The following is a 23,240-nucleotide window of genomic DNA, read 5'->3' on the forward strand; positions in this document are numbered from 1 at the left end:
GACGAAAATCAGAAGGGGCGGCGCCACACGCGGCGAATCTTCGCGTCCGTCTCCGGCCCGAGATTGAGCCAGGCCGTGCGGTCGCGCGTCGCATCGACGATGAACATGGTGTCGGTTTTGCCGATATGCATGCTCAGATCGTTGAGCAGTCCGCTGGCCGTTCCGGCGGTATTCACGCACCAGACATTCGGCGCGAGCTTGTAGGCAGGCCCGAGCGACATGATCGCCTGTTCGAGCGCGCCGGCGTAGCGGGCCTTGATGTCCATGATGATGATGAAATTGGCCGTCTCCGGCTGACGCCGCCGGTCCACCTGGCCCTTGGATGAGCCGTAGCTGACACGCTCCCGGCGCTCCTCTGCGGGTTCGCGCTGCGCGGTTGCATCTGAACCGGCTGACTGCGCGACGGCTCGCGGCTCTGCGGCGGGTTCGGCTTCGGGTGCGCTGCCGCCGAAGAAGGCCGCGAAGTCGGGAATGAGATCGGCGTTCAGCCAATTGCTAGAATCCGGGGGCGTTCCCTCAGGCGCCAGGATGCTCTGGGCGATGACGCGACCCTCGGCGATGTAGCTCTGCATCGCGTCGAAAGAATAGGGCCCGTAGATGCGGTCGCCATATTTCAGCAGCCATCGTCGGGACCCCGCATCGGTGGCCGCTGCGTCAGCGCGGGAATGGGATTCTGTTCCGGCCATATTTCTTTCGGTGCCGCTTCGCCTGGATGTCGCAGACATTAGCGCCGATTCGTCATGCGAACGCAGCGGTAATTGCCGTTTCGTCACAATAAGACGCACTCGTTAACCTTGCGTCAATGTCGCGCGACTTGCCGGGAGAGAGTCGAGAGGGCAGATTTCCCCTCGAAACGACGGGCCACAACGCGCCCGACAATCGCAAACAGGGAACGCGCATGACCACCGAACACTGCACAGCCGAACGGGAAGGGCACCTTCTGATCGTCACGATCAATCGTCCGGAACGGATGAACGCACTTCATCCGCCGGCCAATTTCGAGCTCGCGAAGATTTTCGACGACTTCGCCAAGGATGACGATCTGTGGGTCGCGATCATCACTGGCGCTGGCGACCGCGCCTTCAGCGCCGGCAACGATCTGCGTTACCAGGCGGAAGGCAACAAGATCGAAGTGCCGGCCTCCGGCTTCGCGGGCCTTACCGCGCGCTACGACCTGAACAAGCCGGTCATCGCTGCGGTGAATGGCGTCGCCATGGGCGGTGGCTTTGAAATCGCGCTGGCCTGCGACCTCATCATCGCTTCGGAAAACGCCGTCTTCGCGCTTCCCGAGCCGAAGGTCGGTCTTGCCGCGCTCGCGGGCGGCCTTCACCGCCTGCCGCGCCAGATCGGCACCAAGCAGGCGCTGGGCATGATCCTCACCGGCCGTCAGGTCCCGGCGAAGGAAGGCAAGGAACTCGGCTTCGTCAACGAGGTCGTTCCGGCTTCGGAGCTTCTCGCTGCCGCCAAGCGCTGGGCCGCGATGATCATGGAATGCTCGCCCATGTCGATCCGCGCCTCGAAGGAGTCCGTCTATCAGGGCCTCAACGAAGCCAATCTGGAAAAGGCCGTCACCGGCAAATATCCCGCCGTCGCCGCTCTCTTCCGCAGCGAGGATCTGATCGAGGGCCCGCGCGCCTTCGCGGAAAAGCGCAAGCCGGTCTGGAAGGGCAAGTAAGGCTTTTCAACCCTCAGTCGAATACCGGCCCTGTCGTGTGGGTTGCGACAGGACCGGCCTCGACAGGACCGGGCCTGTGGGGGCGGACCCGGTCGTGGGGGGCGTTGCGGCCGTGGGGCCGGTTCTTCAGTTCATCGCCAGCGTCGCGGTCGGAGCCTGCGACGCGGAGGCGTGATTGTTCTCATCGGCGAGGCTGGGCCGGATCGGCGCGGCCTCGTCGTGTTTCATGCGATTGGCGGCTTCGATGAAGGGGATCGGCGCGCCAAGCGGCGGTATGGCCTGGTTCGATGCGACGCTGAACGTCGACGTGTCGAGATTGACCCAGACATATGGCCGCTCGCGCGACTGGCGCTTGGCCCAGGTGTAGGGCGCATTGGCCCATGACACGATTGCCCAGTTCTTGTTGTCGAGCACGTAGTCGCCTTTGTCCGTCGTCGCGACGAGAATGGCATGGCCGTCGCCGTTCCATTCACGGACCACGGCGATGAGCAGGTCGCTGGCGGGCCAGCCGCGCTCGACCAGCATCTTGCGCTTGAGCAGCGCCAGATCCTCGCAATCGCCGCCATTCGCGTTGGGATAGGTCCAGTTCTCGGCCACGCCGTAATTGTCGACGTCCTCGATCTGCGGAACGCTGCGGTTCACGTAGTCGTTGACCTCGTTGAGCTGTGTCCAGCGGCCGGGGGTCAGCACCATGTTGGAGGGATGGTCGGTGCCGCCTTCGCATTCCTTGGGATTGCGCACGCAGAATGAAATGAAGCCGTTGGGCGGTACGACCTGCTGGCCGACCGGCATGTGCATGGCCGCCATGGTCACGTCTGTACTCATCAGTGTGCTGCTCGATTGACCGATGCTGCCTGTCGTCTGACATCCCGTCACAGACAAGGCGATCCCTAGCGCAAAGGCGAGCGAATTGATCCTGTTCACGTCCACCACCCACAATCCCCAGATGCGAAACTTCCTGTTTCGCGTGTACAGGGTGGCAAACAGGTGTTTGCCGCTCTTTAAGTGAGCCGCTTGGTTTTGAGTTGAATGTGAACGGATTTTGATTTGAGTTTTTGTCTAATTTTATCTGTCGTCGCGAGGCGCCATCTCGTGGCGGTGCGCAAGGCCCGTTTTTCCAGAAAAATCAGACAATTATCATGTGCGGTCGCGGGCCGTGGCCGGTCGATCGCTGTTTCGCCGGCAAGCGCACAAAAAAAGCGATGCCCGAAAATTTCTTCGGGCATCGCCAAACAAGCTTAACAAAGATTGAATTACGCGGGTTAGCTGACGATCTTCCAGCTGCCGTCCGGCTGGCGGCATGCCGTGCCGTAACCTTCCTTGCGTTCGCCGTCGATATAGATCGTCTGCTGGAACTCGCGGCAATACTGGCCCTGTTCGGTGTTGTAGGTGCGCACCGGCTTCACGTCGCCATAGGTGCCCGTATCGGGATTGTGCCAGCTCACGGGCTGGCCGCTGTCGAGGCTCCGCGAGGTGCTGTTGCCGACATAGTTCTGGTCCTGGCAGGAAAGCTGCGTCGCGAGGCTGTTGCCGACGAGGCCGCCCGCGAGCGCGCCGCCGATGGTTGCCAGCGTGCGGCCCGAGCCGCCGCCGATGGTCGAGCCGAGCAGGCCGCCAACCACGGCGCCGCCGAGGCCGCCGATGATTCCGTTTGTGCTGGTCGGGCTGCCGCACTCAGCCCGCGCCGTGTCGGGCGTACCGACCAGACCGATGGCGAGAAGAAGGGCGAGGGGAATGAACCCAAGCCGTTTGAACATCGGGATCAGCATGATGCTACCTCCAGGAGACATGTTTCGATGGCGGCGGTTATAGCCGGGCAACAACCGCCACCACCACAAATCATTGGCATTTTACTGCGTGGCGCCGTCGAACGTGCGCAAATCTTCCATAAGCGTATCGCGGATGAGCTTCACCGTGGCTGCGCGCTCCTTCCGCTTCGTATTACGGAAAGCGGGCTGGGGTAGTGCGGCCAGTTCGCGTGCACGGGCCATCGCCGCTTCCTTGAGGCGTTCGGCAGGGGCCGTCTGGTCCAGATAGCCGACAAGGGCGGCCTCGATGGGGTTGTAGATTCGCGCCTGGGTCACGGCGGCGGTGAAGTGATTGCGCGCGAGCCGGTCGCGTGCGAGCTCCACGCCGAAGATCGGCAAGGTCATCCGTATGGCGACCTCCGGCAGGCCGATCTTGAATTCGCCTTCGGCACCAACGCGCACATCGGCGGAGAGCAGTAGAAGGCCGCCGGCAGCCAGCGCATGGCCGGTGCAGCCGATCACGATGGGTAGGGAATGCGTATACATCTCCAGCATGAGTTCGGCGCCCGCCGTCACGAGCTTCTGCACATGCGCCTGACCGGAGGCCATGACCTCGAGGTCGAAGCCCGCACAAAAGCGCTTCTCGCGGCCGAGCAGCAGCACGGCCTTGGCCTCGCCTTCGGCGCGCTTCAGGCTGGCACCTATTGCATCGATCATGTGATGGCCGAGCGCATTGGCCCGTCCGTCATCCATGGTCAGGATGGCGATATCGTCGATGAGTTCGTATTTGAGAATTGGCTCGGCCATGTTCGTCCCCCGGATCTGTTCTGCGAGTCGCAGTCTAGATGAGGGCGGGGGAGGCGGCGAGGGCGGAGAGATTCAGCCGAAGGGACGCGAAAGCGCGCTGGCGCGTTCGGGAATGTCGGTGAATTCGATCGCGAAGCCTTCCGGCGTGTGGCGTACGACGCGGCCCTTCATGCGGCCGATGGAAACGCGGGTGCCGAGCGGCGGACGAAGCTCGGTCGCGACATTGGCGCCGCCGAGCGACATGTCGACGATGCGGCAGGGGGCCGTTCGGCCATCGGCCAGGGTGACAACGGACCCTTCCTCAAAGCCGCCGTCCTGAGGCGCATAGCGCGGGAAGTTGCGTCGGCTGTCGGCATCGGGGGATGCGCCGCCGCCCTTGGCGTAGGCGTTGAGCCTGTCGGCCACGCGCTCGCGGCGCGGGCCGCTCAGCGCGGTCTCGATGGCGAAGCCGCCTTCGAAGGCCCGGACGACCGGCCCCTCGAAGCGGCCGAAATCGTCGAGATAGACGATGAGATGCGCCCCGGCAGGGACGTCGACATCCGCCAGCAGGGCGATGCCCGAGAGCGACATGTCGCGGATGACACACTCATGTTCGGAGCCGTCGGGCGCCAGAAAACGGCCCTTTACGGCCACCGGAACACGGGGGTGGCGTCGACGTTCGCTGCCTGGTTCGTCGTTCGTCATCAATCCTAGCTCGCCATTGGCGTCCGACTTGGAGGGGACGCTGATCTCGCCAGAATATGGCGGGCAGGGTTAATGAAAATTTATCGCAAGAGCAGGTGAAACGTCTATTTTGGAGGAAAGCGGCAAATCGGGCGCTTTCGTCAAAATTGACGCTTGCGTCAGCTTTGTCGATTGCTGACAATCCGGGCAAAATCCGACCATCGCAGGGAATCGGGCTGCCGCCGGGCAGCGAGAAATGCGACGGGGCGCTGCCGCTCCGGAAAAGGTCGAAGTCACAGGGAAGGCGAGGACTATGAGTTCATTCGACTACATCATCATTGGTGCGGGCAGCGCGGGTTGCGTGATGGCGAACCGCCTGTCGGAAAATCCGGCGAACAAGGTTCTCCTGCTGGAGGCGGGCGCCAAGGACACCAACTTCATGATCCATATGCCCGCCGGCGTCGGTCAGCTGATCGGCACCGATACGGCGAACTGGTACTACTATACCGAGGGCCAGACCCATCTGAACAACCGCAAGCTCTTCTGGCCGCGCGGCAAGGTGCTCGGCGGGTCCTCCTCGATCAACGGCATGATCTATATTCGCGGCCATGGGCGCGATTACGACCTCTGGCGCCAGCTCGGCCTCGAAGGCTGGGGCTTTGCCGATGTGCTGCCCTACTTCCGCCGCGCCGAAGGCAATGAGAACGGCGACAGCGCGTTCCATGGCGGCGAGGGCCCCCTCGGCGTCAGCAATGCCCGCAAGTCGAACGTTCTGTTCGACGCCTTCGTCGAGGCCGGCAAGCAGGCGGGCCACCCCTATACGGACGACTTCAACGGTCCGCAGCAGGAAGGCGTCGGCCCCTATCAGCTCACGATCAAGAACGGCAAGCGCTGCAGCGCCGCGGTCGGCTATCTCGTTCCCGCGCTCTCGCGGCCGAACCTCAAGGTTGAAGTGAAGGCGCTCACCTCGCGCATTCTCTTCGAGGGCAAGAAGGCCGTCGGCGTCGAATATGTTCAGGATGGCGAGACGAAGACCGTCCGCGCCAACAAGGAAGTCATTCTTTCCGGCGGCGCGGTCAACTCGCCCCAGACGCTGCTTCTGTCGGGCATCGGTTCGGGCGAATATCTGCGCAAGTTCGGCATCGATGTCGTCGCCGATCTGCCGGGCGTCGGCCAGAACCTGCAGGACCATCTCGACTGCACCGTGATCAGCGAGTGCAAGCTGCCGATCACGCTGCACAGCCAGACCAATCCGCTCCGCATGCTCCTGACAGGCATGCAGTACACCTTCTTCAAGTCGGGCATCGCGACCTCGAACGGCCTCGAATCCGGCGCCTTCCTCAAGACGCGGCCCGAACTGGAAGTGCCGGACGTCCAGCTGCATTTCGTCGCCGCCATGATGCGCGACCATGCCCGCATCAAGTCTGATCGGCATGGCTTCACTGTCCATGTCTGCCAGCTTCGCCCGGAAAGCCGCGGCTATGTCGCGCTGAAGTCGCTCGATCCGGCCGATCACGCGCTGATCCAGCCGAACTACCTCGAGGCCGAGACCGACCGCCGCGTCATGCGCGACGGCGTTCGCATGGTGCGTAACATCCTCGCGCAGCGCGCCATGGACCCCTATCGCGGGCCGGAGTTCTGGCCGGGCGCCGACAAGCAGACCGACGAGCAGATCGACGGCTGGATCCGCGAAACGGCGGAGACAATCTATCATCCGGTCGGCACGGCGAAGATGGGCAACGACCCGATGGCCGTGGTCGACAGCAAGTGCCGCGTGCGCGGCGTCGAGGGCCTGCGCGTCGTGGACGCCTCGGTCATGCCGACGCTCGTTGGCGGCAACACCAACGCGCCGACGATCATGATCGCGGAGAAGATTTCGGACGACATTCTCGGCCGCGCGCCTCTGTCGGCCGAACACGTGACCATCGCCGAAGACCGCCAGGGAAATGCCGCCTGATCGGACGGGATACCGCTGAAACAGAAAGGCCGGCGCTAGCGCCGGCCTTTTTTGTTTGGTCTGGGACTTTACTGGTGTTCGTCGCTGAACGTCGCCGTCTTGACGAGGCGGAGATAGGAGCGCTCGCCACGGAGCGGCGGGCGCCGATGCGCGAGGTTGGCGAGGGCGGCGCTGATGACGTGCGGCCGTTCACGCACGATCCGTCGCGCCGCCTCGACGGGGGGCTGCGTGAATGCGCGTTTCGGCATGCGCTCCGGGTTGGCGATCTTCAGGCGGTCGATCCACTGGCGTGCGAGAAGCCGGTCGCCGATCCACGCGCGCTCGTCCATCGGCACGGCAGCGCCGAGGACGCGTGTGATGGCGCCATTCTCCTGCGCCAGCGGCATCAGGATCATTTCGAATGTGACTTCGCGGTGGTCGTTCGTTGCGGCCGTGTATTCGACGATGGCGATGTTGCCATTGCCCGTCACCTCGCGGAGTGCCTTGTCGAGGCTCTCGCAGCAATCGTCCTGCCACATGGCCAGGAAGTTGTGCCCGCGGAACTCCATTCCATAGACGCTGCAAAGGCCGGTGCCGGCAAGGCGGAAGCGGTAGCTCTGCCGGTCATGACGCTCAAGGATGAAGACATGGGGCAGCAGGCGGCGGATGGCGCCCGGTTCGATCTCGCTGCGCAGGGGCGCAATGCGGCCTGCGCGCATGGCGTTCCAATAGTCGAAAAGCGCTTCGGTTGTCTTGTGCTTCATCGCACCCATCCCCTGCCTCGTCAGGCGGGGAGCCCCCTTTGCCCAGAACGAGAATGCTAGTCCAATCTCGAAAGCGTGTCCCGTATCGGAGCAGCCTTCATCAAATCTTCTTGCGGCCTTTCGTCCCGAAGGGAGACGCGCGGCCGCGTGAAATCCGTTTGCATGAGGGGAGAGCAGAAAGCGTGCCAGCGCTCGCCAGCGGCGGTGTTACCGGTCCGAACCATTGCGGCATGTCTTTCGCATTGAGGGGCTCAAGGCGCTCAATTGGCGCATCAGAACGTGCCCTTCCGGGCCAGGAGTGCAAGGATGAAACACTCGACTATCTTCGCGACGGCCGCGCTGACGCTCGGGCTCGGTGTCGGCGCCTATGGGCTGTTGGGCGTCGCGCCCGCATTGGCTGGAACAGGTTACGGCGGCGGCTCGCAGGACGATTGCGGCTGCGAGGAACCGCCGCCGCCTCCGCCGCCTGCGGAGGATTGCGGTTGCGAGGAAGGTGGTGGCGGCAGCACCGGCATCGACAACAAGAACGTCAACCTCAACCAGAACAACAATCAGAACACGAATACCAATACGAACACCAACACCAACACCAACACGAATACCAATACGAACACCAACATTGTGACCGTGACGGTGAACACATCCGCTTTCGCGACGGCGTCGTCGGTTGCCAATGCGAATGCCGAGACGGCTGCCAATGCTGCAAGCCGTGCATCCGGTGGGCACGGTGGCTCGGGCCGCAGCAATTCCGGCGGCAGTGGCTATGGCATCGGCAATGGCAACGGTTCTGGTGGCGGTGGCGGCAGCTATTATGTCGCCGCCCCTCAGGCGACCCCGATGGGGGCGCTCAATGTCGTCGTGCGCAACGAAGTCGTCATGAAACCGGTCAAGGGCGTATGCGTCAGCGCGAAAGGGCTCGAGGAAGCGGCACGTATCAGTACGCCCACGCTCGAGATCGGACCGCAGGACGATGTGGAGGTCTTCCGCTGCCTCTCGGGCGACATGCTCGTTGCCACCATTGGCCGCCTCGCAGGCGCGGACGACCGTAAGTCTGCGGATTATACCGCCGGCTATACGATCGAATGCCATGAGGGCGAGGCGCTGCGGCACGGCTCGAATGGCATGCTCGCCTGTGCGCCCGCGCAAGGGCGTCTTGCGCGCGGCGACCGTCACGAGGGGCGTCAGGGCTATGCGGAAGTGATGGTCCGCAAGACCGATAAGGCCGAGCAGCTTGTCAGCGCTGGCGGCGGAGCCTGGTTCTCAGGCGGCGTCGGCTATTAGACCGCCGCGGCGTTGCGAAGGATTGGAGGGAGAGCCTTGGCTCTCCCTTTTTGTTTGTCGCGGACTTCGCGGCTTTCCGACTGACACCCAATGGCAACAATCGCTGGTCCTGTGCGCTTTGCGCAGGGACCTGTGTTGACTTGGATTAACGCGGGGCGTAACCATTTCAGACCTTGCAGGCCGGGCCTGCGTTCGAGCGAGCAGTGTCATGGCGAATTCAACCACCACAGCACATAAGGCGCCCCACGGCGACGCTGTGTTGTCGCGCGCCCTGATTACTCGCGAGGAGAGCGCGGACTAACCATCCGCCAGATCCAAGGATCAAACCCTCCGAGCCCGATCTACGCTCCGGAGGGTTTTTTGTCCGTCTCGACGCCTCCACCGTTCATCGGGCTCCGCAGAATAAAGCCCGTCACATGACCGATTCAGTTCAAAATATTCAGACCACGGCCGAGATCGCGCATCACGCCGCCCCGGCATGGAAGATAGAGGCCCGCGCGCTGACGCGCCTTGCGGGGCCGATTGTCGTTACGCAGCTCGCGCAGATGGGCGTCGGCACGATCGACGTGCTGATGCTCGGCGCCTATAGCAAGGACGCACTCGCGGCCTCGGCGCTGGCGCTCAGCATCTATTGGGCGATGTGGCTGCTCGGCATGGGCCCCGCGGTCGCCGTCCAGCCCATGATTGCCCATACGCTCGGCGAAAAGCGCTTCGCGGCGCCGTCCGTCCGCGCCAGCGTTCGCATGGCGCTTTGGGCGATCATCTTCATATCGCCGCCGATGATGCTGCTGCTCTATTTCACCGGCGATATTCTGGTGCTGCTCGGCGAGCCCGAGAAGCTCAGCGCCGACGCGGGCGCCTTCATGCATATCCTCATGTTCGGCCTGCCGTTCACGCTCGCCTTCAATGTGCTGCGTGGCTACACGAATGCGCTGAGCCATCCGCGAGCGGCGCTGGTCGTGATGATGCTCACGGTCCTGGTCAATGCGAGCCTCGCCTATGCATTGATTTTCGGGCATTTCGGAGCGCCGCGCATGGGGCTTCTCGGGGCTGGTCTGGCGAGCGCGGTTTCTTTCGCCTTCAGCTTCTTCGCGCTTCTCGCCGCGATCCTCCTCACGCCGTCGCTTTCGAGCTACCGCATTTTCCACCGCTTCGCGCGGCCGGCATGGCCGAAGTTTGCGGAAATCGTCCGGCTCGGCCTGCCGATCGGCATGACGATGATCTTCGAAGCCATGTTCTTCAATGCCGGGACGCTCATCATGGGCTATTTCGGCACGGCAAGCGTCGCGGCGCATCAGGTTGCGCTGAATGCCGTCGCGCTCGCCTTCATGGTTCCGCTCGGTGTCGCGACGGCGGCGACCGTGCGTGTGGGCCTCGCTGCGGGAGCGAAGGATCTGCCGCGCGTGCGTCTCGCGGGGCTGACGGCCTCCGCGCTCGGTCAGCTCTTCATGCTCGTGACCGGATTTGCCTTTGCGGTTTTCCCGCGCGAAATCGTCGGCTTCTATATCGATGCGAAGGATCCGGCCAATGCCGACGTCATCGAGCATGCGGTCGTATTCCTGCGCCTCGGCGCTGCCTTCCAATTCTTCGACTCGCTTCAGGTGACACTGAGTCTGTCGCTGAGAGGGCTGAAGGATGCGCAGGCGCCCATGTGGATCAACGGCGCGAGCTACTGGCTTGTCGGTTTTCCGGCAGCGCTGCTGTTCGTCTTCGTATTTGGCTTCGAAGGTGTCGGCGTCTGGATGGCCTTCATCCTGGGCCTGTTCTGCTGCGCTTCCGGCATGGTGCTGCGCTTCGCCTGGATGTCGGGCATGATCGGATCGCGGACGCTCTAGGCGACAGTTCTGCCACAGTAGGTGGCAATTTTCCGATGCGTTCCGAATATCGGTTTGCATACGGACGACTCGGTTATATGTTGCGCGCCATGACACAGCTTGTGCGAAATCTCCATTCTTCGGCTTTTGGCCGCGAATACGTGCCCACGGGGCCCGGTCGTTTCCGCACGCGCTGATTTAGCCTGCAAATTCGACATCAAGGGCCCCACCAACCGGTTGGGGCCCTTGTCGTTTCAGGTTCCTGCCGGTGATCACACCGCAGGAGTTCATATGAAAATTCTCAATGCGAGTTCCGGAAGTCAGCGCGGTGAAAGCCGCGCTCCGCCCGCGCGCATGTACTGAGTAGATACGCACTTTCATTCCGGCGCATGCCGGCCCGCAGAACCATGTGCGGCCGAACGGAGACTCATGCGCGGACCACAGGGGGAGAGACCACGCACATGAAACAGATTCATCCAGGCCCTTTGATAGCGGCAAATCCTCGGCTCGCCGCTGTCGTCGCCGCGCTCGTTCTTTATCTGGGGCTCGCGCCTGCATTGGCGCCGACGGAAAGCTTCATCGAACTGGCAGGCGTCATTCTACCGGGCATCGAGGCCGCGATGTTCGCAGCCTTCGCGGCACTCTATCGCGATCACGTCGTCCCGCGAGCGAGCCGCCACCGTGTCGCAATTGCGCTGTTCGTCTGGTTCGCGGCGAGCCTTGCGGCCCTTTGGCTCTATACCGCGTTCACGCGCGCGGGCATCGACGCCTATGCGCGGTTCGGCGCACCGCCGGTTTTCGGTCCGGTAAACTGAACGAAAAGGGGAGGGCGTGAGCCCTCCCCGATTTGTCGTCTCATGCGTTATGGCGCCGCGCCGCTCAGTTGACCTGGCCGCGCAAGCCCGCGCCGTTGTCGACAGGGGCGTAATAGGCGTAAGGCGATTCATCGGTCTGCGTGACCTTGCGAGCGGGCGCGGCGGGTGCCACGGCGTCTGCTTCGCGCGGCGCGTTATCGCGCACGGGGCGATGGTCGACCGCATCGGGGTTCGTCTGGCGATAATCGATCTTGCCCATCGGATCGCCCTTGGAGCCGAACTTCGCGCATTGGCCGGGATCCACATGGTAGAGCGGCACCAGCATCTTCAGCACGGCGCGTTCGACGACAGAGCGCACGGCGAGCTGGACCGGCTCCATCGCGCTTTCGCCCGCGCCGACATCGAAGAGATTGCCGCCGAGAAAGTCGAAAACGCCGGCGCTGACCTCATGGCCGACGATCTGCTTCTGATAGGAAACGAAATCGACGACTTCCAGCGTGCGGCTGTTCACGAGGCGCAGGTCGAGGCCGATATTCATCACGTAAAGCTTGCCGCCCGCATTCGCGCCCCAGCCTTCATCCGACGAGCTTGCGGCGGATGCCGAGATGCCGCCGGAGCGGATGTTGAAGTTGAGTTCGGTGATGCCGCCGACGAGGTAATAGTCGCTGCCGCGGATTTCGCCCGCGAAGATCTTGCGATAGTCGCCATTAGGCTCAGCGTCGCCGATGAGCTTGCTGTTGGTATATTTGAGTTCGAGTTCGGTAACGGATGTGTCGTAGCGCTCGACCAGCGGCACGCCCGCCTTGCCGAGGGCCGACATCGCCATGAGCGACGCGCCCTGCGTCAGCTTGCGGCCCGAACCGTCGGCCTCTTCCTTGCCCGTGTAGTCGCGAATATTGCCGACTGCGATGCGGCTTGCCTGAATGTCGCTCGGGATATGCGTGGCAAGGCAGCGCAGCGCCGAGGAGTAGGGCGTTTCATTGCTGATGACAGGAGCGTCGCCGACGGGTGCCGTGTACTGGCCGTTCGACCCTGCGCTCGGCGTGATGCAACCGGTCAACGCGAAGGCGATGGAGAGAAGGCCGAGCGCGCGCGCGGCCAGTCCCTTATGTGCCGATATCGACTTTGCGGTTACGAACACGATCGGTCTCCTGAGTTCCAGTTCGGTTCCAGATGGGCAGAAACCGAGGTCGAACCCGTGGCTGCAACCGGTATGCCAGCGATTGCGGCCTGTCGGGATTTCCGGAATCTCGCGGATTTCCGCGCATGTCGTGGTGCTTCGCACCGAGCGCATTGTCCCGCTTCGACACGGACACCCCGGAAATGCTAGTGCTGTACGTCCTTGGCACAGCCGGGCGCGCCTTGCGGCGCCGTCTCTCGCGGGCGACACTCGGCTCAACCAGAACAAGCAGGAAAGACAGAGCCTTGCCGAAACCTGTCCTCGAATTCTTCTTCGATTGCTCCAGCCCCTGGACCTATCTCGCCTTCAGCCGCATCGAGGCACTGGCCGAGCGCGCGGGCGCCGTTATCGATTGGCGGCCGGTGCTCGTCGGCGGAATCTTCAATGCCGTTAACGATACGGTGTATGAGCAGCGCGCAAATCCGAACCCGGTCAAGGCGCGCTATTACGTGAAGGATATTCAGGACTGGGCGCGCTATTGCGGCATCGTGATCGGGCAGCCGCCCGTTTTCCCCGTGCGCGCCGTCGATGCGATGCGGGCAGCGATCGTTGCGAGCGACGAGGGCAAGCTGCCGGCCTTTGCGCGCGCGACCTTCAGAACCTATTGGAGCGAGTTGAAGGACATCAGTCAGCCGGATGTTCTGGCCGCCATCTGCGCCGAAGTGGGGCTCGACTGGAACATGGTCAGCCGCCGCATCAAGGAAGAAGACGTCAAGAAGCGGCTGCGCGACAACACTGAGGAAGTCATCGCCCGCGGCGGTTTCGGCTCCCCGACGATGTTTGTCGGCAAGACCGACATGTATTTCGGCAATGATCGCTTGCCGCTTGTAGAAGCCGCGTTGAAGGCACTTGTGAAATGACTATCCCTCCTGAAGTCTATGCGCGGCGCACAAACCCGCCGGCCTTCAACGTGCCGGGCATCGTGCTCGCGCTCGTCGTTGCGGTTCTCGTCATCTATGGGGTGGTGAGCAATCTGCCGGAGACGACGCAGAACGAGATCATCGTCCTCTTCGGGCTTTTTCCCGGCCGCTTCACCGAAGTGCCGGGCCATCCCGATCTCGTCTTTCCGGGCGGCCTCGCGGGCAAGCTCTTTTCGCTCATCAGCTACACCTTCCTTCATGGGAGCTGGAGCCATGCGGCCGTCAATGCCGTCTGGCTGCTCGCCTTTGGCAGCCCGATCACGCGGCGCATCGGCACAGTGCGCTTCCTCCTCTTTTACTTCGCCTGCGGCATTGTGGGTGGGCTTCTTCACGTGTGGCTCAATGCGGGGTCGCTCGTTCCCGTCATCGGTGCCTCGGCCGCGATCTCCGGCATGATGGGCGGCGCGGCTCGCTTCGTCTTTCTGGCGGACGGCCCGCTTGGCGGTCTGGGCGGTGCGCCTTACGCCAGCACGGCCCCACGCGCCCAGGCGAGCATCGGCCGCGCGCTCACCGATCGCCGTGTGCTGATTTTCGTCGGCGTGTGGATCGGCCTCAACTTCCTCTTCGGCCCTACCGGCATCACGCCCACGGGCGAGAATGTCAGCGTCGCCTGGGAAGCGCATCTCGGCGGCTTCCTCGCGGGTCTGTTGTTCTTCGGTTTCTTCGATCCTTACCGCACCTCGCCTTCGGGCGGGCCGGGCAATGTCGGCTATGGGGAATGGAGCGGTCGCAACAAGCTGCCTTGAGGCAACACGCCTTGAATGCGGCCTGTGGCTAACCACATGCATTGAGGGCCCTTGCAGAGGGCCGCTTATGAGGAGGCAATCGAGATGAGCGATACATCGTCCGCGCCATCAGAGGCCGCTGTGCAGGAGCCGCTCTGGGTGCGTTTTCTCTACATGATTGCCTATGCGATTCTGGCGCATATCGCCTTTTCGCTGGCGCTCTTTCTCGGGGTCGTGCAACTCGTGGTCATTCTGGTGACCAAGGAGAAGAACGAGGAATTGCGCGGCTTCAGCCGTAACCTCGTTCAATATATCGGAGAGTGTCTTTCCTTCGTCATCTTTGCGCGCGAGGAAAAGCCTTTTCCGCTGAGCAGGTTTCCGGCGGTTACGCCACCGCAGGAGTAGTGTTGGCCGCCAGCAGGGCGTCGAGCTTCGCAAGCCCCTTCGGCGTCATCAGTCCCCTCATCACGGCGAAGGCGGTGAGCGTGAAGGCTGCGCGCGCGTCATTCTCGTTTTTGTAGAAGCCCGCGAGTTCGAGGCTGCACAGCCCGTGGATCGTCGCCCAGAAAGACTCGGAAATTGCAATCGGAGACAGGTTCGCGGGAAAGCTGCCTTCGTCGATGCAGGCCTTAATCGCGTCGAGCAGCACCCGATAGGCAGGGTGGCGCGTGATGGCGCGCGAGGGCAGATCGGAGTAACCGGGATTGTCGTGCCGCTCTTCCGCGCTCAGCGGCATCGTCACGCTGGTCATCAATGCGTAATAGGCTTGGTTCTCAAGCGCGAAGTGCCGGAATCCCGTGCCGAGATTTCTGAGCCAGAGAAGCGGCTCCTTGTTCCGCGGTACCTCCGCCAGTGCAATGGACAGGCGCTTGAAGCCTTCGTCGATCAATGCCTCGATCAGGCCGTCCTTGCCGCCGAAGGCGGTGTAGACGGACATGGTCGAGGTGCCGACCTTCGCCGCCAGTTTCCGCAGAGAAATCGACTCATGCCCGCCATGGACAAGCATTTCGCTCGCGGCATCGAGTAGCGCAGTTCTTTGTGCCGAGCGCCGCTTGTCGGTCACGTTGTCAGGTCTCTCGGCAGAACACATTTTCAAACTCCGTAGGCGAACTCCGCAGTTTAGTCAGGTTTCTATCGGGCAGCCTCGATCGTCTGTCCAGCGCTTGTTTATAACATTGTTATATCTGCTGCGTGGTTAGCGGTCGAAGCAAAAGCCCGGAAGATGCTCCGATTGTGCTTTGTTTATGGATAATATTTTAGTGTTCGCGGCCGCGTCGGGCGCGCCCCAGCGCTTCGCCGCGCGGCGCGAGCGGCCTTGGCCTCGCCGATCCGCGTTCTATCCGGCCGCCCCAAATCCAGCATTTCCGCCAATCTGCGAAGGGTAGAGCCGCAGTTCGGCCTCCCGGCAGGCAGTGAACGAGCCTGTCAGGCTGTCGGTATTTGCATGATGCAACACCGAACGAAGCGAAGCGCTGAATGCAGTCTTTCGCTGCGACGTCCGCCGCGCAGGGCGCCAAAGCCATGCGACATAATGTCACTGTCACAATCTTGAATTTGGCGCGCGAAATCGGCCCGGCGCGGACACGCGCGGGGCTGCTCCAAGCCACGTCGACGACTCGGCGGCGGTGTGGTTTCCCTCAAAATGAAGCGGGAAGAAGCCCGAACGGGGTCTTTGTCAGAACAGGGGTTCCTCGTAGAGCAGATTGCCGTCGAGGCGAATGCCCTTGATCGCAGCTTCGCCATCGCGGGCAATCGCCACATCGACGGAGAGCGCGCGGGCGTTTCGCTCTTCTTCCAGCTTCCGCCCCTGGCCTTCAGGCACGAAATAGCTCTCGATGCCATAGCTGACATTCAGCATCTCGCAGTCGGCGCAGGGCGTTTCCTCGACGTCTCTGGATGACGGCGTAGGCCGGACACGGCCGACATTCTTCGCGACGTTGGTCACGCGCCCGCGAATGACGCTGTTGCCCAGGGCCGGCATCGGCGCGCTATGCCAGGCGCCTTCGGCCAGCCACGTGTCGCGCCGGGGACTGATCTCGACATAGATCGTATCGCCCTGCCTGAAGTCCTTGTCGCCCTTCAGCCCGTCAAGCGTCAGGCGCGAGATGCCATAGGACAGCACCACATAATCGCCGCGAAACAGGTCGCGCGGATCGACAGGTTCGCTCTTCAGCGTGACGACATCCTTCGAATTGAGGATTGAGACGCGTCCATTGATCAGCCAGACGAGGATGATCGTCTGCAGCAGCGCGAGGATGAGGACCGCGGTTCCGAAGCGGCCGAACTTTTTCATGAGACCGTTCATTTGGCGCTTCCTTCATCGACGGCACTGACGACGCGTTTGCGAACACGGGCGAGCACATAGGCGCCCGCAATCAGGATCACGCCGCCAAGCGCGAAGAAGGCCGCAGTGTCGAGCAACGTGCCGAGTGTCTCGAAATAGAGGTAGAGGACTTCGCCTGCGAAGGCCGCGAAGGCGGCATTGAGCGCAAAGCGATTGCGCTGGCTCGATCCATAGGCAAGGAGCCAGACGCTGAAGCCGATGAAGAGGCCCGCATAGAGCCACGGAACGAAGCCGGGTGTCGCTGTCGCAAATCCGGGATAGAGGGCGCCGAAACATGCCAGCGCCGCGAAGCCTGTTGCGTCGCGCGGCGCAAGCCGTTTCGCCTGCCATTCGCGATACAGGAGAGCCCCTGCGGCGGCAAGGGCGACGGCGATAGCGCCCATCCATCCGCCACTCACATGATGTTCAGGCCTGGTTGCCTGCAGCACCCAGAAGAGGCCGAAGGAAAGCACGATGCCATAGGCCTCCATCGTCGAGCCGAAGCGCATCGAAGTTTCGGAAACGCGCAGCGAACCGAGCCAGAGCATGACCGAAACAAGAAGATAGATCGCGGCGATCTCGTTCCATCCGCAACCGAGCATGGATGACAGCGGCTCGATGTTGAACGCCGCCCAGGCGCAGACGGTGAGGATCGCGAGATGCAGGCCGGAGAGCCAGTTGAGCCGCAGCGTGAGCGCAAGCGCCGCAGCCCAGGGCAGGAAGAAGCCCCAATGCACGGAGCCTTCCCCCGGCGTCACCGAGAAGGACCATATCGACGCCAGCAGGAAGGCGAGGCCGAGCGCGGGCCGCGACGGCATGGCCCATGCGCTGGCGAGCGATATGACGCACCAGAGAAGGAGCCAGGTCGGATTGTCCGTACTCACATGATATATTTGCGCGATCAGCATGATGTTCGCGCCGAAAAGCGCGAGGCCGCCGATGACGGCCGCTTGCGCGAAGGCGGGATGTTCGCGCCGGTCGAGTACGAAGGCGGCGCCATAGGCTGCCCACATCGCGCTCATGAGGAGGATGAGTTTCGTAAGCTTCGAAAGCTCGACCCAGTTCGCGGCGACGAAGCTCATGGCCGCGAAGCCGATCAGCACTGCGCCAAACAGGGCGAGGATCTGCGGCACACGGCGGGCGGCAGCCTCGCCGCTGGCTGAGGCAAGGATCGCCTCGGCATTCTGGGGCGTCACCCAGCCGCGTTCGATCCAGAGTTCCAGATCGTGCTTGAGACGTTGAAGGTAGATGCGTTGCCACATTGGAATGCCGCCGAATCGTTAGGTTGCCGCGAGCTTAGCGGGCTTACGCTAGTTGGGGGATAAGGCGCCAATAGGGCCAAGAGTCCCAAAAAGGATCAGTTTTACCCTGCGTCAAGCAGCTTGCCGGGGATGGCGGAATGCCGCAACATGAGGTCCGGGTAGTTGCCTGCGCGGCAGAGTGCGGACTGACCCACGCGTGAGGTCCGCGCTGGATAGCCGACTGGTGGCTCCCTGGTAAGGGAGGAGACCCATGCACGTATCAACAATACTGAAAGCCAAGGGATCGGGTGTTGTGACCATCGCGCCGATCGCGACCTTAGCCCAGGCGGCGCGCCTGCTCACCAGCAAGCGCATCGGTGCCGTGGTCGTCATGCAGGGTGGCCAACTCCTCGGCATGCTGTCCGAGCGCGATATCGTGCGCGCGGTTGCCGTTTCCGGCGCGGAGGCGCTGGAACGTCCGGTGAGTGAGGTGATGACGGCGCGAGTGATCACCTGCGGCCTCAACGACACTGTCGACGAACTGATGGATGCGATGACGGAAGGGCGCTTCCGCCATCTGCCTGTCGTGGATCGCGACGAGGTCATCGGCATCATTTCGATCGGCGACGTCGTGAAACATCGCATCGCGGAGACCGTGATGGAGTCGGAGGCGCTGCGCCTCTACATCGCCAACAGCTAGCGCAACAGGTCCGACATCTCGCGAATGAGCGGCAGAGCTTCCTCTGCCGCTTCTTCGCCGAGGCGTATCAATTCATCCGCCTTGTCGAATTCAAGCAGCGTCAGATGGCCGATCTTCGGCGCGATGACGATGTCCGGCGGATCGGAGGCGAGCCGCGCGCGGGCGAGCCGGTCCTGAATGATGTTGAGCGAGGCGAGCATCACGCTGGCAAATCCGGGCCCTCGCTGCTTGCCGCCCATGGCGCGTTTCATCAGTTCGCGTTCGGGCGTCGGCATCTTGCCGCGCAGCCGGGCCAGCGTGCCGCGAATGCCCGCGACGAGCTTCGAGTCCGCGTCGCCCACTTCTGCGGCGGCTTCCGCCTCGGCCGCTTCCACGATCTCGTCTATCTCTTCGGCAAGGCCATAGGGCTCGGGCGTCGGCGTATGCACATAGAAGGGATTGTGGCCCTGTTCCCAATGCCGCCGCGTCGCCGGATCGAAAGGGTCGGTGTTGAGGTTGACCGCGATGACGAGCCGTGCGCCGAGTGCCCGCGTTACCGATACAGGCACCGGATTGACGATGGCGCCGTCGATCAGCCAGCGATTGTCGACGGGCACCGGCGCGAAGACGCCGGGCAGGGCATAGGAAGCGCGGATCGCCTGCACCAGATTGCCCTCGCGCAGCCAAAGCTCATGGCCGGTCGCAAGCTCCGTCGCGACGGCAACGAAGGTGCGGTCGAGCTGGTCGATGCGGGTGTCGCCGAGATGCTCGCGCATCACGGCTTCGAGTTTTGAATCGCCGATGAGGCCGGATGAGCGAAAACGGAAATCGACGAGGCCGAGCAGGCGCCTGCGCGTCAGCGAGCGGGCGAATTCTTCCAGCGGGTCGAGCTTGCCTGCGAGGTAGCAGCCGCCCACCAGCGAACCGATCGATGTACCGGACACGATGTCCGGTTCGATGCCCGCGCGGGCAAGCGCGCGCAGCACGCCGATATGCGCCCAGCCGCGCGCGACGCCGCTACCCAGTGCTATGCCGATCTTCGGGCGGATCATTTTCTGCTGCTTCATATCGTCGACGACAAATGCATCATGCGCCCCTTGCGGCGCAGGTTCAAAGGCGAGTGCAACGCGCGAGCGGGGCACCAGTCAGGCGGAAATGTGACCGAATGGAGCCGGTTTCAACCGTGCTTATGGTCGTGGAGCTTCTCGTCCTCGAAGCGCAGTTCGACCTGATCGGAAGCGCCGACCGGTATCGAGCGATAGAAGCAGGAGCGATAGCCGACATGGCATGCGCCACCGTCTCCGCCGACCTCGACCTTGAGCAGGATCGCGTCCTGATCGCAGTCGATGCGGATTTCCTTCACGGTCTGCGTCTGGCCGCTGGTCTCGCCCTTGCGCCAGAAGGCCTTGCGCGAACGGCTCCAGTACCAGGCCTCGCCGGTTCGGATCGTGCGCTCCAGCGCTTCGGCATTCATCCAGGCGAACATCAGCACGTCGCCCGTCTTCGCATCGGTGGCGATGGCGGGAATGAGTCCATGCTCGTCGAATTTCGGCGCGAGGGTGGTGCCGGTTTCGATTTCGTGTTCGCTGCCGCGCGGGGCAAATAGGGAAGTGCTCATGACGCTCTGCTCCCAAAACGTCATGCCCCGCTTCATGCGGGGCATCAGCGTTTTGCTTTGCGCTATCCTAGAGACGTTGATGGCCCGGACAAGCCGGGCCATGACGTTTTTCGGATGAAGAAATGGGGCTCAATAGCCGCGGATCATCTGCATGAACCGGGCTTCCATGCGCGGATCGTCGCGGAAGACGCCGGTGAACTGGCTGGTGATGGTCGCCACGTCCGGCTTCTTGATGCCGCGCGTCGTCATGCACTGGTGCTTCGCCTCGATGAGAATGGCGACGCCGGCGGGCTCAAGCGCGCGGTTGATCGTATCGGCGATCTGGGCCGTCATCGTTTCTTGCGTCTGGAGGCGCTTGGCGAAAATCTCGATGACGCGGGCGAGCTTCGAAATGCCGACGACCTTGGAAGTCGGCACATAGGCGACATGCGCCTTGCCGAGGATCGCGACCATGTGGTGCTCGCAATGGCTCTCGATGGCGATGTCGCGGAGCATGACCATGTCGCTATAGCCTTCGACTTCTTCGAAGGTGCGGGTCAGTTCCTTGTAGGGGTCTTCGTTGTAGCCCTCGAAGAATTCTTCATAGGCGCGCACGACGCGGCCGGGCGTGTCGATGAGCCCTTCGCGCGCCGGATTGTCGCCTGCCCAGGCGATGAGCGTGCGCACGGCGGCTTCCGCTTCCTCGCGCGAGGGCTTCTTCAGGGGGGCGGAGCGGGGATCCGTCATGGTCGAGCGCAACCCATCAACAGCATTCATGTCCATATGACCATCTCTTTAGGGGTTTCCCGACGGCACCCCCGAAACACGCGGAGGATGCTCGCCGTCAGTTCAAGTCATGACCGTCCGAAGCGGGCCGGTCATTTTGCCCATCAAGCACGAGGTCTATATGCCACGCGCCAACCCATGTTCCATCGTCTCAAGGATGCATATAGCTTTGCGGAAACGCTCTATCAAGACACGCCGACCAGCTAAAAGCGCAAATAGTGTGCGGGTAAACCCTTGGTATTCTGCGGAATGTTAAGCCTTGCCGGGCAGGATCAAGGCGATTAACAAGTGCCTATCCCTGACATGGACAGGGTTGCTTCGGAGCGGGCCGGGCGGCGAGCGCCATGCCGCATCCGAGATCAGGCATCCCGCCCAAGGCATCCGCGATGACGACTTCCCTTCGACTTACGCTTCAGAATTCACTGACCCGCCGCAAGGAGGTCTTCGAGCCCGCCGATCCGGCCCGTGTGACCATGTATGTCTGCGGACCCACGGTCTACAACTTCGCCCATATCGGCAACGCGCGCCCCGCCGTCGTCTTCGACGTGCTCGCCCGGGTGCTGCGGCGGCTCTATCCGCATGTCGTCTATGCGCGGAACATCACCGACATCGAGGACAAGATCATCGCCGCCGCCAAAGAGCAGGGCGTCGAGATCTCCGCGATCACGGACAAATACGCCAATATCTATCGCGACGACATGGGCACGCTGGGCGTGCTTCCGCCCGACATTGAGCCCAAGGCGACCGAAACCGTCCCCGGCATGATCGCCATGCTGGAAACGCTGATCGCCAATGGCCACGCCTACGCGGCGGATGGCCATGTGCTCTTCAACGTGCCGAGCTATGCAGAATACGGCCAGCTTTCCGGCCGCGACCGCGACGACATGATCGCTGGCGCGCGCGTCGAGGTGGCCCCCTACAAGAAAGACCCCGCCGACTTCGTGCTCTGGAAGCCCTCCGCGCCCGAACAGCCGGGCTGGGACAGCCCCTGGGGCCGCGGCCGTCCGGGCTGGCACATCGAATGCTCGGCCATGATCGAGAAGCATCTCGGCACCACCATCGACATTCATGGCGGCGGCATCGACCTCCAGTTCCCGCATCATGAGAACGAGATCGCCCAGTCGAACTGCGCCCATGGCAATGCGCCGCTGGCCCGCTTCTGGCTGCATAACGGCTTCGTGAACATCGAAAAGGAAAAGATGTCGAAGTCGATCGGCAATGTGCTGCTGGTCCACGACCTCATCAAGGAAGCGCCGGGTGAGGCGATCCGCCTTGCGCTGCTGAATGGCCATTACCGCCAGCCGCTCGACTGGACGGCGGATGGCCTGATGCAGTCCCGCCGCATGCTCGACCGGCTTTATGGGGCGCTCCGTTCGCTGGCCGATGTCGAGGCGCAGGCGAACGACGCCGTGCCGGAAGCCTTTCTCGAAGCGCTGCTCGACGATCTGAACACGCCCAAGGCGCTGGCCGTTCTCTTCGATCTGGCGAAACAGGCGAACACGGCGACCGACAAGGCCGAAAGGGCGCGGCTCAAGGCCGCCTTGCTCGGTTCCGGCTATCTGATCGGCCTTCTTCAGGCGGACCCTGAAAGCTGGTTTGCAGGCGCGGGGCTCGCTCCCCATATTGATGCGGAAGAGATCGAAGGCCTGATCGCCGCCCGGGCGGCTGCGCGCAAGGCCAAGGATTTCAAGGAATCGGATCGCATCCGCGACGAACTCGCCGGACGCGGCATCCTGATCGAGGACGGCCCGCAGGGAACGACCTGGCGGGTGGCAGGCTGAGAGGCCCAATGCTGAACGAAATCTACAACGCGCGAATCCTGAAGCTGGCCGGGAACATCCCGCTCACGGAGCGGCTTGCTGCGCCGGATGCGAGCGCTACGGCCGTCTCGAAGCTTTGCGGCTCCAAGGTCACGGTCGACGTGAAGATGGATGGCGACAGGGTTGCCGCCTATGGCGCCGACGTGAAGGCCTGCGCGCTGGGGCAGGCTTCTTCCTCGATCATGGCGCAGCATGTGATCGGCTCGACGGCGGCGGAACTTCACGAAATCGGCGCTGTGATGCGGCGCATGCTCAAGGAAGGCGGAGAACCCCCGCGCGAGATTTACGGCGGCAAGTGGAAGGATCTCGAGGTCCTCGAGCCTGTCCGCGACTACAAGGCGCGTCATGCTTCCACGCTGCTGATCTTCGATGCCGTCGAAGAGGCGGTGGACGCCGCCATGGCCGCGAAACGGGGCCAATCCGCCGCGCAATAGCGGCATATTGGACGATCCGGGGCAGGGGCTGT

The 23,240-nt window shown here is 62.9% G+C and carries 24 protein-coding genes; 11 read left to right on the forward strand and 13 right to left on the reverse strand.

What is annotated here, in order from left to right; genetic code table 11:
- Window positions 1–8: 8 nt before the first annotated feature.
- Window positions 9–686, reverse strand: coding sequence for a hypothetical protein (locus ABFC66_RS13430; RefSeq protein ID WP_346741475.1), 678 nt, complete (start codon window positions 684–686; stop codon window positions 9–11).
- 212 nt (window positions 687–898) lie between these two features.
- On the opposite strand from ABFC66_RS13430, the gene ABFC66_RS13435 reads away from it, so the two are divergent.
- Entirely contained in the window at window positions 899–1,675 is a 777-nt protein-coding gene (locus tag ABFC66_RS13435) for an enoyl-CoA hydratase-related protein (RefSeq protein WP_346741476.1), read from the forward strand.
- Between the two features lie 126 nt (window positions 1,676–1,801).
- On the opposite strand, the gene ABFC66_RS13440 is transcribed toward ABFC66_RS13435, so the two are convergent.
- The 4 genes from ABFC66_RS13440 to ABFC66_RS13455 all read right to left on the reverse strand — a co-directional run bounded on the left by ABFC66_RS13440 (window position 1,802) and on the right by ABFC66_RS13455 (window position 4,914).
- Complete coding sequence (locus tag ABFC66_RS13440) at window positions 1,802–2,500, reverse strand: transglutaminase-like cysteine peptidase (protein WP_346741477.1); 699 nt, start codon at window positions 2,498–2,500, stop codon at window positions 1,802–1,804.
- Window positions 2,501–2,937: 437 nt separating this feature from the next.
- Entirely contained in the window at window positions 2,938–3,444 is a 507-nt protein-coding gene (locus ABFC66_RS13445) for an RT0821/Lpp0805 family surface protein (RefSeq protein ID WP_346741478.1), read from the reverse strand.
- Window positions 3,445–3,525: 81 nt separating this feature from the next.
- Window positions 3,526–4,230 (reverse strand): crotonase/enoyl-CoA hydratase family protein, encoded by a 705-nt coding sequence (locus ABFC66_RS13450; RefSeq protein WP_346741479.1) that lies wholly within the window; start codon window positions 4,228–4,230, stop codon window positions 3,526–3,528.
- A 72-nt stretch (window positions 4,231–4,302) separates the two neighbouring features.
- Window positions 4,303–4,914, reverse strand: coding sequence for a PilZ domain-containing protein (locus ABFC66_RS13455; protein ID WP_346741480.1), 612 nt, complete (start codon window positions 4,912–4,914; stop codon window positions 4,303–4,305).
- A 292-nt stretch (window positions 4,915–5,206) separates the two neighbouring features.
- Here ABFC66_RS13455 and ABFC66_RS13460 point away from each other — a divergent pair, with 292 nt between their 5' ends.
- Window positions 5,207–6,850: a choline dehydrogenase gene (locus ABFC66_RS13460; protein ID WP_346741481.1), complete on the forward strand. Its 1,644-nt coding sequence runs from the start codon at window positions 5,207–5,209 to the stop codon at window positions 6,848–6,850.
- A gap of 68 nt (window positions 6,851–6,918) precedes the next feature.
- On the opposite strand, the gene ABFC66_RS13465 is transcribed toward ABFC66_RS13460, so the two are convergent.
- Window positions 6,919–7,593: a PAS domain-containing protein gene (locus ABFC66_RS13465; protein WP_346741482.1), complete on the reverse strand. Its 675-nt coding sequence runs from the start codon at window positions 7,591–7,593 to the stop codon at window positions 6,919–6,921.
- A 306-nt stretch (window positions 7,594–7,899) separates the two neighbouring features.
- Between ABFC66_RS13465 and ABFC66_RS13470 the strand changes: the two genes are divergently transcribed.
- The 3 genes from ABFC66_RS13470 to ABFC66_RS13480 all read left to right on the forward strand — a co-directional run bounded on the left by ABFC66_RS13470 (window position 7,900) and on the right by ABFC66_RS13480 (window position 11,503).
- Complete coding sequence (locus tag ABFC66_RS13470) at window positions 7,900–8,874, forward strand: hypothetical protein (protein ID WP_346741483.1); 975 nt, start codon at window positions 7,900–7,902, stop codon at window positions 8,872–8,874.
- A 416-nt stretch (window positions 8,875–9,290) separates the two neighbouring features.
- Window positions 9,291–10,709, forward strand: a complete 1,419-nt coding sequence (locus ABFC66_RS13475) for an MATE family efflux transporter (RefSeq protein ID WP_346741484.1) — start codon at window positions 9,291–9,293, stop codon at window positions 10,707–10,709.
- Between the two features lie 440 nt (window positions 10,710–11,149).
- Window positions 11,150–11,503, forward strand: a complete 354-nt coding sequence (locus tag ABFC66_RS13480) for a hypothetical protein (RefSeq protein ID WP_346741485.1) — start codon at window positions 11,150–11,152, stop codon at window positions 11,501–11,503.
- 64 nt (window positions 11,504–11,567) lie between these two features.
- On the opposite strand, the gene hfaB is transcribed toward ABFC66_RS13480, so the two are convergent.
- Window positions 11,568–12,644, reverse strand: coding sequence for a holdfast anchoring protein HfaB (gene hfaB, locus ABFC66_RS13485; RefSeq protein WP_346741486.1), 1,077 nt, complete (start codon window positions 12,642–12,644; stop codon window positions 11,568–11,570).
- 284 nt (window positions 12,645–12,928) lie between these two features.
- On the opposite strand from hfaB, the gene ABFC66_RS13490 reads away from it, so the two are divergent.
- The 3 genes from ABFC66_RS13490 (at window position 12,929) to ABFC66_RS13500 (ending at window position 14,733) form a co-directional block, all read left to right on the forward strand.
- A complete protein-coding gene (locus ABFC66_RS13490; RefSeq protein ID WP_346741487.1) occupies window positions 12,929–13,543 on the forward strand; it encodes a 2-hydroxychromene-2-carboxylate isomerase in 615 nt (204 codons plus the stop codon).
- Complete coding sequence (locus ABFC66_RS13495) at window positions 13,540–14,349, forward strand: rhomboid family intramembrane serine protease (RefSeq protein ID WP_346741488.1); 810 nt, start codon at window positions 13,540–13,542, stop codon at window positions 14,347–14,349. Before ABFC66_RS13490 ends, ABFC66_RS13495 begins: the two co-directional genes overlap by 4 nt.
- 84 nt (window positions 14,350–14,433) lie before the next feature.
- Entirely contained in the window at window positions 14,434–14,733 is a 300-nt protein-coding gene (locus ABFC66_RS13500) for a DUF4389 domain-containing protein (protein WP_346741489.1), read from the forward strand.
- Here ABFC66_RS13500 and ABFC66_RS13505 read toward each other — a convergent pair.
- The 3 genes from ABFC66_RS13505 to ABFC66_RS13515 form a co-directional block, all read right to left on the reverse strand.
- Window positions 14,714–15,391 (reverse strand): TetR/AcrR family transcriptional regulator, encoded by a 678-nt coding sequence (locus ABFC66_RS13505; RefSeq protein ID WP_346741490.1) that lies wholly within the window; start codon window positions 15,389–15,391, stop codon window positions 14,714–14,716. The two genes, ABFC66_RS13500 and ABFC66_RS13505, sit on opposite strands and share 20 nt — an antisense overlap.
- A gap of 612 nt (window positions 15,392–16,003) precedes the next feature.
- The gene (locus ABFC66_RS13510; RefSeq protein WP_346741491.1) at window positions 16,004–16,633 is read right to left on the reverse strand and encodes a GDYXXLXY domain-containing protein; all 630 of its coding nucleotides are present in this window, start codon (window positions 16,631–16,633) and stop codon (window positions 16,004–16,006) included.
- Window positions 16,630–17,913, reverse strand: a complete 1,284-nt coding sequence (locus tag ABFC66_RS13515; RefSeq protein ID WP_346741492.1) for a DUF2157 domain-containing protein — start codon at window positions 17,911–17,913, stop codon at window positions 16,630–16,632. Before ABFC66_RS13515 ends, ABFC66_RS13510 begins: the two co-directional genes overlap by 4 nt.
- A gap of 250 nt (window positions 17,914–18,163) precedes the next feature.
- Here ABFC66_RS13515 and ABFC66_RS13520 point away from each other — a divergent pair, with 250 nt between their 5' ends.
- Window positions 18,164–18,592 carry a CBS domain-containing protein gene (locus tag ABFC66_RS13520; protein WP_346741493.1) on the forward strand — a complete coding sequence of 143 codons (429 nt, stop codon included), beginning with the start codon at window positions 18,164–18,166 and terminating at the stop codon, window positions 18,590–18,592.
- Here ABFC66_RS13520 and ABFC66_RS13525 read toward each other — a convergent pair.
- The 3 genes from ABFC66_RS13525 to folE form a co-directional block, all read right to left on the reverse strand.
- Window positions 18,589–19,638 carry a patatin-like phospholipase family protein gene (locus ABFC66_RS13525; RefSeq protein WP_346741494.1) on the reverse strand — a complete coding sequence of 350 codons (1,050 nt, stop codon included), beginning with the start codon at window positions 19,636–19,638 and terminating at the stop codon, window positions 18,589–18,591. The two genes, ABFC66_RS13520 and ABFC66_RS13525, sit on opposite strands and share 4 nt — an antisense overlap.
- A gap of 110 nt (window positions 19,639–19,748) precedes the next feature.
- Window positions 19,749–20,189, reverse strand: a complete 441-nt coding sequence (gene hisI, locus ABFC66_RS13530) for a phosphoribosyl-AMP cyclohydrolase (protein ID WP_346741495.1) — start codon at window positions 20,187–20,189, stop codon at window positions 19,749–19,751.
- Between the two features lie 129 nt (window positions 20,190–20,318).
- Complete coding sequence (gene folE / locus ABFC66_RS13535; RefSeq protein WP_346741554.1) at window positions 20,319–20,945, reverse strand: GTP cyclohydrolase I FolE; 627 nt, start codon at window positions 20,943–20,945, stop codon at window positions 20,319–20,321.
- Window positions 20,946–21,340: 395 nt separating this feature from the next.
- On the opposite strand from folE, the gene cysS reads away from it, so the two are divergent.
- Both cysS and ABFC66_RS13545 read left to right on the forward strand, forming a co-directional pair.
- Window positions 21,341–22,735 (forward strand): cysteine--tRNA ligase, encoded by a 1,395-nt coding sequence (gene cysS, locus ABFC66_RS13540; protein ID WP_346741496.1) that lies wholly within the window; start codon window positions 21,341–21,343, stop codon window positions 22,733–22,735.
- An 8-nt stretch (window positions 22,736–22,743) separates the two neighbouring features.
- Window positions 22,744–23,208: an iron-sulfur cluster assembly scaffold protein gene (locus tag ABFC66_RS13545; RefSeq protein ID WP_346741497.1), complete on the forward strand. Its 465-nt coding sequence runs from the start codon at window positions 22,744–22,746 to the stop codon at window positions 23,206–23,208.
- The last annotated feature ends 32 nt before the right edge of the window (window positions 23,209–23,240 follow it).

This window comes from Parvibaculum sp., assembly GCF_039680535.1.
In the GTDB taxonomy this organism is placed as follows: Bacteria; Pseudomonadota; Alphaproteobacteria; order Parvibaculales; family Parvibaculaceae; genus Parvibaculum.